Raw genomic sequence first — 9,308 nt, forward strand, 5'->3', positions numbered from 1 at the left:
TTCAAATGTGTATCTGGAAGGCGTTACTATAAGGTATAATACGGCTGATTCTCGTGGTGGAGGGATATATTACCAGGGTGGAGGGAGTGTTTTTTTCAGTAGTGAAAATCCATGTAATATCTATGATAATCATGTTAATAGTCATAGTTATGGAAATGATATTTTTTCTCAGGTAGAATTGAATGTGATTGTTGATACTTTCTCAGTTCTGGAACCTACGAGTTATCATGCTGGTCCTATAAATAACTTCACATTCTCTATTCAGCACGGCTTCCATGATCAGGTGGAAGACGATATTTATGTCAGCCCTGATGGTGATAATGCCAATAGTGGTATAAGCCCCGATGATCCCGTGCAGACAATCAAATTTGCCAGCAGTCTTATCAAAGTCGATAGCCTGCATCCTGGCACAATACATTTATTGCCAGGAATATACAGTCCTTCAGCCAATAGTGAGTATTTCCCGATACTATTAAATGAATACACAATATTATCTGGCAGCATTGAAGCAGATGTGATATTAGATGCTGAGGGTGGTTCCGGCGTAATGATAATGGATGGTGAAGGTGATAAGCAGGTCATGAATGTGACAATGATAAATGGCGAGGCTCTAAATGGCGGAGGAGTAAAGTGTTCTGCAGATATCGGAGTATATTTAGAGAATGTAACTATCAGAGATAATTATGCTTCTCATGATGGCGGAGGGATATTTTGTTCTTACGCTACGCAGGTAGTTCTGCAGAATGTTACTGTTACTAATAACACTTCACAAGGAGCAGGTGGGATACAATGCTTTCAGGCGACTCTGGAAATGTATAATTCCACTGTGAGTAATAATCTTGCTTTCCAGGACGATTACAGCGATGGATATGGCGGAGGAATACATCTATATTCCAGCAATGCCTATCTGGAAAATGTGGTTATAGATAATAACTATGCCGCCATAAGTGGGGGAGGAATATATAGTAGTTGTGATCCTGAATATATGTCTGGCAGTAATCTGGAAATGAGAGATGTATCTATAACCAACAACGTTTGCCTGACAAATGGTGGCGGTATGTATGCTGATAATGAGACTATTATAGAATCGGAAAATATAATAATTGAGGATAATTATGCTACTGGTAGTGGTGGTGGCATGTATTGCTCTGAATCAAATCTCACCATGCTGGGTGGAAGAGTGATGAATAACACAGCTTATAATGGTGGTGGACTGCATATCATTATAACGAATGCTTTCCTCAGGAATATGCTTATTTGTGATAATTCTGCATTTAATAATGGGGCAGGATTATATTTATACAATAATTCTGATCTGAATATCCAGAATACAAGCATTGTAAATAATTTTGCAACTATCGATGGTGGAGGTATATTCTGTTATCATGCGACTTCAATTCAGTTAATAAACAGCATATTATGGAACAATCTCCCTCATCAGTTGTATTGTTATGCGGTTGGTGCTGCTAATCAAATATTGGTGGGTTACTCAGATATTGATGGTGGAAATGACGCTTTGATTACGAATGATAATGATAATGTTATCTGGCTGGATGGGAATATTGATGCTGATCCTATGTTTAATGACCCTGCTATTGGCAGCTATCTTTTGCAGCAGGATTCACCATGCATCGATGCAGGAATTGCCTATTATGAATATTATAGTACTTTGCTAATAGATCTGGACGAGGAGGAATACTGGGGAGAAGCACCAGATATGGGGGCTCTTGAGTATGGGATGGCAGAGACTGACGAATTTAAAATTGAAAATGTAAAATGTAAAATTAGTAATTATCCCAATCCATTTAATCCTGAGACACAGATAGTATTTAATTTATCGGAAACGGGACATGCGAATCTATCAATCTATAATCTAAAGGGTCAACTCGTTAAGCTTCTTGCAGATGAAATCCTCCCGGCAGGCATAAACAGCTTGATCTGGGATGGCAGGAATGAGAACGGCAGGAAAGTGAGTTCAGGAGTATATTTTCTCAGACTAAAGAGCAGAAATGAAGTAGTGAATAAAAAGATCATGCTAATGAAATAAAGTGCGAGGTATATTGAGTTAAGATGGTATTTCCGGATTGACTTAAGATTGGTTGGCAGTTTGGATAGTATCCAGGTAATATCTGTTGCCCTCAAGTCCCCGACAAATCGGGGCAGGCGTTTCTGATGAGTACATCGCCTTAACGTATAGCTTATTTTGGGAGATATAGTATTGATGAAATGATTGACTTAAATGGAATGAATTGCCGATTAATTGTTAGGGAGTATTGCGAATGAGAGTTTTGATATTTTGGATTACACTATTTATGATCTGTGGGCTGATGGGTGAAACTATAATATTGGGTGGCGAGGTGAATGGCGTCTGGACTGAGGCAGGTTCGCCTTATATGATCCATAATAATATTTCTATTGCCAATGGAGAATGCTTGCAGATTGAGCCGGCAGTGGAGATCATATTTATCTATAATTATAGTTTAACTGTGTATGGAAGTTTGCAATCTGAAGGGACAATTACTGATTCGATATACTGGACGGTGAGTGATACAACTGGGTTCAGTGATATCAGCACTCCGGCTGGAGGCTGGGGTGGAATATTATTTGATCACTGTGATGCCAGTATTGATAATGTATTGTCATACAACCGGTTGGAATATGGCAAGGCAGTTGGTGAAGAAATGCAATCTAATTGCGGGGGAGCAGTACGTGCAGATAGCTGCTTAAGTGTGGTGATAACCAATTGCCGATTGAGCGATAATCTGGCAGGTAATGGTGGCGCGATCGCATCTTTGAATGGCTCAGTTATTGTGATAGCCAATAATGAGATCATTGCTAATAAAGCTTATGATTTAGATCGGAACACAGGGGATGGAGGAGCAATATTTTGCCATTATGATACGGGCAGCACAATAGAAAACAACATAATAGCAGGTAACAGCTCTGAAAGCGATGGAGGTGGTATTTGTTACAAGCTATGTGAAAATTTTCAGCTGAACAATAATTTAATAGAGCGAAATTCTTCACCGAGAGGAGGGGGTGGTATTTACTCAGATCGATGTGAGGGAGGTGTGATCTGCGGAAATGAGATAAACCAGAATTCGAGTTCATCTTCTTCTGGTGGGGGTATATCACTGAGAGGTGGAGAAGGAATAACAATAGCGGATAATCTCCTGACTGGAAACAGTTCTATTCATGGTGGAGGAATATATTGCAGTGATTCAGATTATGCAATAATCTCTGATAATATTATTGAAGGCAATATTGCTCAAACTGGAGCCGGAATATCAAAAGGTATCTCTGAAATCGGATCAGAAGGATGTCTTATTTCTGGAAACAGTATCAGGTATAATCGAGCAAGAGTGCTGGGGGGAGGGTTGTACTGGAGCAATTGTACAGCAGTTATGGATTCAGTAGATCTGAATAGTATTTATATGAACCAGGCAATACTGGGTGATGATGTCTATAGTAAGTATGGATCAGGTACAGTATATCTTGATACAATGACGGTGGCTATGGCTACTGGGGCTTATGTATATCCTGTTAATGATCTGGAATTTGATATTTTGCATGGCTTGTTGGAGCAGGAGAATGCTGATCTATATGTATCACCAGATGGTGATGACTCTAGTAGTGGGCTATCATGGGCATCGGCTTTGAAAACACTTGATATGGCAGCCCGGAAAATAATTCCAGGAGAAGAAGAGCTGACGATACACCTGGCAGCAGGAGTTTATGGGAATAATTCGAGTGATGAAGTGTTTCCTATAGTAGGGCTTAGCAAAGTGAATATTTGTGGAGCAGGAGCAGAAGCTACAGTTCTTGATGCCGAAGGCAGCAGTATGATCTTTTATTATATCGAAGTGGATAGCTGCTGCATAAGGGATTTAACGATTAGGAATACTTTGATTGATGCTGCTGTACTTAATCAATTTTATGTAGCAGCAGTTTATTTGGATAATAGTGATCTGAGAATAGAGAATGCCGTGCTGAGAGATAATGTGAATCATGTGTACGGTGGTTCTCTGAATGTTTACAATGAATCCCGCTGTGAATTGGAAAATGTGAAAATACATGATAATTCAAGTTACAGCGGTAGTGCGATCTATGCAAATGATTCAGAAGTAATAGTTAATAACTGCCAGATCACCGGTAATACATCATTTCTGAGAGAATGGGGATCAGATGGCTGTCTGGAATCAAAAAGCTATTCTGAAATACTGATCACAAATACTACGATAGCAGATAATAACTGTGTGGAAGGATATGTGCTTCATTGCGACACGCATTCCGGGTTGAAGCTTATAAACTGTATCTGCTATAATAACTCAGAAGTGGAGTTATGGACAAATCAATCAGAGGATTTTGATGATCCGCTGCTGGTGGCATATAGCGATATAAGAGGAGGTGAAGCCAGTATCTGGAATACTCATGATGTGGAAATCAACTGGCTGGAGGGCAATATAGAGGCTAACCCGATATTTGTCGATGCCGAAGCCGGTGATTATAGACTGGTTTCCTGGTCGCCCTGCGTGGATAGCGGGATTGATTGGTTTGAATGGCTTGATGAAGTGCTGGTAGATATTGGAGAAGCTGAATATTCTGGCTTGGCACCAGATATGGGCTGCTATGAACATGACGCTAATGCTGAGGAACCAGATGAAATTATACCCGTACTCAATTACCTGGTTAACTACCCTAATCCCTTTAATCCAGAAACGACAATAGTATTTTATGTGCAGCAGCCAGGAAATGTGAAACTGGCAGTTTATAACGTGAAAGGTCAAATAGTGAAGGTACTGGCTGATGAGATTATGTCCGCAGGAGAAAATGGTCTAATCTGGGATGGCAGAAATGATAGAGGTAATCCGGTGAGTTCTGGAGTATATTTTGTGCGGCTTCAAAGCAAAACGGATAGATTGATAAAGAAGATCATACTGATGAAGTAAGCAGAAGTCTTTTGTCAACAATGTTAACAAGGTTAACTCAGTTAGCAAGGAGATCAATAAATTGGAGGACGAATGAAGCCGGTGATATTGTTAGTATTTTGTTTACTGGCAATTGGAATTGGGGCAGTAACCATTAATGTGCCAGAAGACTATGCAACGATCCAGGAAGGGATTGATGAGTCAGTTGATGGAGATCGTGTACTCGTGGCACCTGGAACTTATTTGGAGAATATCAATTTTAATGGGAAAGGAATAACTGTAGGCTCATGGTTTTGCACAACTCAGGATACCAGTTATATATATCAGACAGTAATTGATGGCAATGAAGAACTCAATGTTGTGCAGTTCAGCAGTAATAGTGAATTAGCTGGTTTTACGATCAGGAATGGGTATGCTTATTGCGGGGGCGGCATAATATGCTGGTATGTGCAGGATTCTGTACTGGAATCGTTGATCATAGAGAATAATGAATCTCCTCAGTGGGGAGGAGGAATTTATTGTAGTTATTCCAATTTGAGCATTAATAATACAATTATCAGCGATAATCATGCTAATGATGCAGGGGGAGGAATATATTGTCAAAATTCTGAATTAGTTTTGGAAAGTGTAACAATCAAAAACAATTCAGGAAGAAACACAGGTGGTGGATTGGCATGTAGTGATACCGGGCTTATAGTATTCAGCAATGAGTATTTATGCAGTATTTACGATAACAATCTGACCGATAGCGATTCAGGAAATGATATATATTCAGAAATAGAAATATCAGTGTATGTAGATACTTTTACAGTATCAGAACCAGAGGAATTTCATGCGTCTCCATTAGACAATTTCACTTTCAGTATCCAGCATGGTCTTCATAACCCCTGGGAAATAGATCTGTATGTGAGTCCTGATGGGGATGATAGTAATAATGGCTATACCCCTGACCAGCCTTTGCAGACTATTCATCATGCCAGCACGAAAATCGTGGCAGACAGTTCGCATGTGCGCACAATACACTTATTACCAGGTATTTATAGTCCTTCAGCTAATAATGAAGTATTTCCCGTAGAAATACCAGATTACGTCATTTTATCAGGTGAAGATGAAGATTCTGTGATCCTGGATGCAGAGAATACTTCCTCGGTTATTCGAATATATGATGACCAATGCGTATCGCTCATGAATGCAACCTTAATAAACGGGGAATATAATGCTGGGGGTGGAATTCTATGTGAGAATGATGCGAGTTTATATTTAGAGAATGTAACCATCAGAGATAATTATGCTTCTTTTGATGGTGGAGGGATATATAGTCAGTCAGGATCACATTTAGTATTATATAATGTGATAATCACCAATAATTCTTCTGTAGGTGCAGGAGGGATTTATGGTCATTATTCAAATCTGGAAATGGAGAATGTGGAAATAAGCTATAATCTATCCTTTGATGCAGAAAAAGGCATTGGAGGAGGAATATATGTAGCTTATGGAAGCGCTGATCTTGATAATGTTGTGATAGAAGAAAATTATGCTATCAATGATGGTGGTGGAATATATAGCAATGGAGATATTCATCTGGAAGATGTTATTATTAGAAATAATGTCTGCCTGGGGTATGGAGCAGGCATTTGCTGTGAAGGAACTGTGAATTTAGAAATTATCGATTCTTCTATTGAGGGAAACTATTCTGCGGATAGAGCTGGGGGAATATATTGTTATGGCTCTTATCTGAATATGACTATGACAGGAGGAGAGATCATTAATAATTCAGCAGACTATGGGGGCGGATTATATGCCTATTTATGCGATCCTTTTCTTGATAATGTATTGATCGCAAATAACAGTGCCACAAATAGCGGAGCAGCAGTTTACTTAAATAATTCCTCAAATCTAAGCCTGGTGAGATCAAGTTTGATCCACAATATGGCTTTAATCAATGGTGGAGGTGTTTTTTGTATTCAACATTCATCGGTAATGATATTAAATAGTATACTCTGGGAAAATCTCCCTCATCAAGTGTGTTCCTATCATATTGGTGTGGCAAATCAAATAATGGTCGGATACAGTGATATTGGAGGTGGGATTGATGCTTTGATAACAAATGATAATGCCAATGTCTTCTGGATGGAGGGTAATATTGATGCTGATCCGCTTTTTGTTGACCCAGAGAATGAAAGCTATCTTTTGCAGGAGGATTCACCCTGTATTGACGCAGGTATTGATTATTATGAATTTATTAATACGGTACTGATAGATGTTGATGAAGATGAATATTATGGTTCAACACCTGATATGGGAGCTTTTGAGTATGGGATGGTCGAGACTGACGAATTTAAAATTGAAAATGTAATCCACCCAGGCGGACAAGAATGTAAAATTAGCAATTATCCCAATCCTTTTAATCCAGAGACGACAATAGCTTTTTATATTCAGCAGTCAGGCAAGGTGAAACTGGCAGTTTATAACGTGAAGGGACAGAAAGTGAGAACTCTATTAAACGAAATACGTGCAGCAGGAGAGCAGAAATTAGTATGGCAGGGGACAGATAATGCAGGGCGTAAAGTAAGCTCTGGAATTTATTTCATCAGGCTGGATATAGACGAGCAGAAGGGGCAGTGGAGAAAAATAGTTTTGATGAAGTGAGGGATTTGTGATGTGTTTTGGATTTTGTAAAATGTAATTAAGGCGTTGGATGTGGCTACCATTGCGGAGGTCTGACAACCATTCGCAAGGTGAGGGCGGTGGAGAAGATAAGACTTTTCAAATGGTCTTGTGCCTTTGAAATGGTTGGGCAGTTTGAGCTTGTTTAGGGTTTCAAAAGATGTAATAATGGCGGAGGATGATGCTACCATTGCGGAGGTCTGGCGACCATTCGCAAGGTAGGGGCGGTTGATGATTTTACTTCTGCGAAGCTTTTACATCCATTTCTTTTTCTTGAAATAGATAACCATCCCGACGGTGATAATGATCACAAATACCCACCAGATGGGATATGCCCATTTATAACTAAGCTCCGGCATATAATGGAAATTCATGCCATAAACTCCGGCTACAAAAGTGAGTGGGATGAAAATGGCAGCAAATATAGTGAGAACTTTCATTACCTGGTTCATGCGATTGGAGAGACTGGAAAGATATATGTCCAGCATCCCTGAGATGATCTCACGATAGGTTTCTATTGTATCCATTACCTGCACTGTATTATCATATAGATCTCTCAGATAAGTATGCAGTTCGGGTGTGATATATTGAAAATCCTCACGATTCAAATTGCTGATCACAGTCCGTAGATGCCAGATTGATTTACGGAGGAAAAGGACATCACGTTTGAGATGATGGATGGTGGAGAGAATATCGTTGGAGGGATTTTCGATTAGCTCTTCTTCCAATTCTTCTATCTGGTCGCCAACTGTGCTGAGCATTAGGAAATAACTGTCCACGATGGCATCCAGCAGAGAATAGAGCAGGTAGTCAGTTTTCATTTTGCGGATACGGCTTTGAGGATTGCGGATACGTTGACGCACATGTTCAAACACATCTCCCTGATGCTCTTGAAAAGAAAGGAGATAGTTTTTACCAAGTACAAAGCTGACCTGTTCAAAATCAATGCGTTTGTCCTGGTCATTCCAGGTTATCATTTTCAGAATTACCAGCAGATGATCGCTATAAATTTCCAGTTTGGGTCTTTGACCTGTATCAAGAATATCTTCCATGAGCAAGGGATGAAGCTTCAATTCTTTACTTAACTCAGTAAAAAGTTCCATATTATGCAAGCCATCGATGTTAGTCCACGAGATAATTTCAGATTGAAAGGAAGGAAATACTTCATTGATTGAATTAAGCTTCTTTTCTGTGACAGTGGCAGGATCATAATCAATCAGAGATATTCCGGTGGATTCGGCTTTCTGACTGCCTATATGCACCATTGTACCGGGAGCCAGCCCGATCCGATTTTTCATTTTCTGTAATTGTCTGCTCATAATTTTACCTCGCTGAATTTTTTCCCTTTCCTTTTAAATTCTGCAATACGTGAGAAGTGTCAAGTGAAAGCTGGGAAATTCTTATAGATTTACTAAAATTCTTGAAAAAAGAAGAGATAGTTGATAATACGGGAAAAAAGATTAAAAAATTAGATTTTCTTATATATCAAGAAATTAGGTAAATAGGTTGTCCAAAAAAAGTGATAAAAAGTTAATAAATAAAATAAATTTATTGACATGAAAAGGGGTATCATTGATGTTTGCCAAACCTTGCTGATGCGGGGTGGGCCTTTTGGCTCTGGTCTTTATAAGTGAAAGAAAAAAAATAGAAGTGTATGATGAGTGAGAGTTTAGGATACAGAAATTTATAATGGAGAGTTTGATCCTGGCTCAG

Annotated in this window: 4 protein-coding genes; 3 read left to right on the forward strand and 1 reads right to left on the reverse strand. The window is 39.2% G+C overall.

What is annotated here, in order from left to right; genetic code table 11:
- The 3 genes from RAO94_07660 to RAO94_07670 form a co-directional block, all read left to right on the forward strand.
- A partial coding sequence (locus tag RAO94_07660; GenBank protein MDP8322210.1) for a T9SS type A sorting domain-containing protein occupies nucleotides 1-2,047 on the forward strand: 2,047 nt, incomplete at its 5' end.
- Nucleotides 2,048-2,279: 232 nt separating this feature from the next.
- Nucleotides 2,280-4,949, forward strand: coding sequence for a right-handed parallel beta-helix repeat-containing protein (locus RAO94_07665; GenBank protein ID MDP8322211.1), 2,670 nt, complete (start codon nucleotides 2,280-2,282; stop codon nucleotides 4,947-4,949).
- Nucleotides 4,950-5,021: 72 nt separating this feature from the next.
- A complete protein-coding gene (locus RAO94_07670) occupies nucleotides 5,022-7,577 on the forward strand; it encodes a FlgD immunoglobulin-like domain containing protein (protein MDP8322212.1) in 2,556 nt (851 codons plus the stop codon).
- 272 nt (nucleotides 7,578-7,849) lie between these two features.
- Here the strand turns inward: RAO94_07670 and corA are convergent, their stop codons facing one another.
- Nucleotides 7,850-8,893 (reverse strand): magnesium/cobalt transporter CorA, encoded by a 1,044-nt coding sequence (gene corA / locus RAO94_07675; protein ID MDP8322213.1) that lies wholly within the window; start codon nucleotides 8,891-8,893, stop codon nucleotides 7,850-7,852.
- Between the last annotated feature and the right edge of the window lie 415 nt (nucleotides 8,894-9,308).

It is taken from the genome of Candidatus Stygibacter australis (assembly GCA_030765845.1).
GTDB classification, from domain to species: Bacteria; Cloacimonadota; Cloacimonadia; order Cloacimonadales; family TCS61; genus Stygibacter; species Stygibacter australis.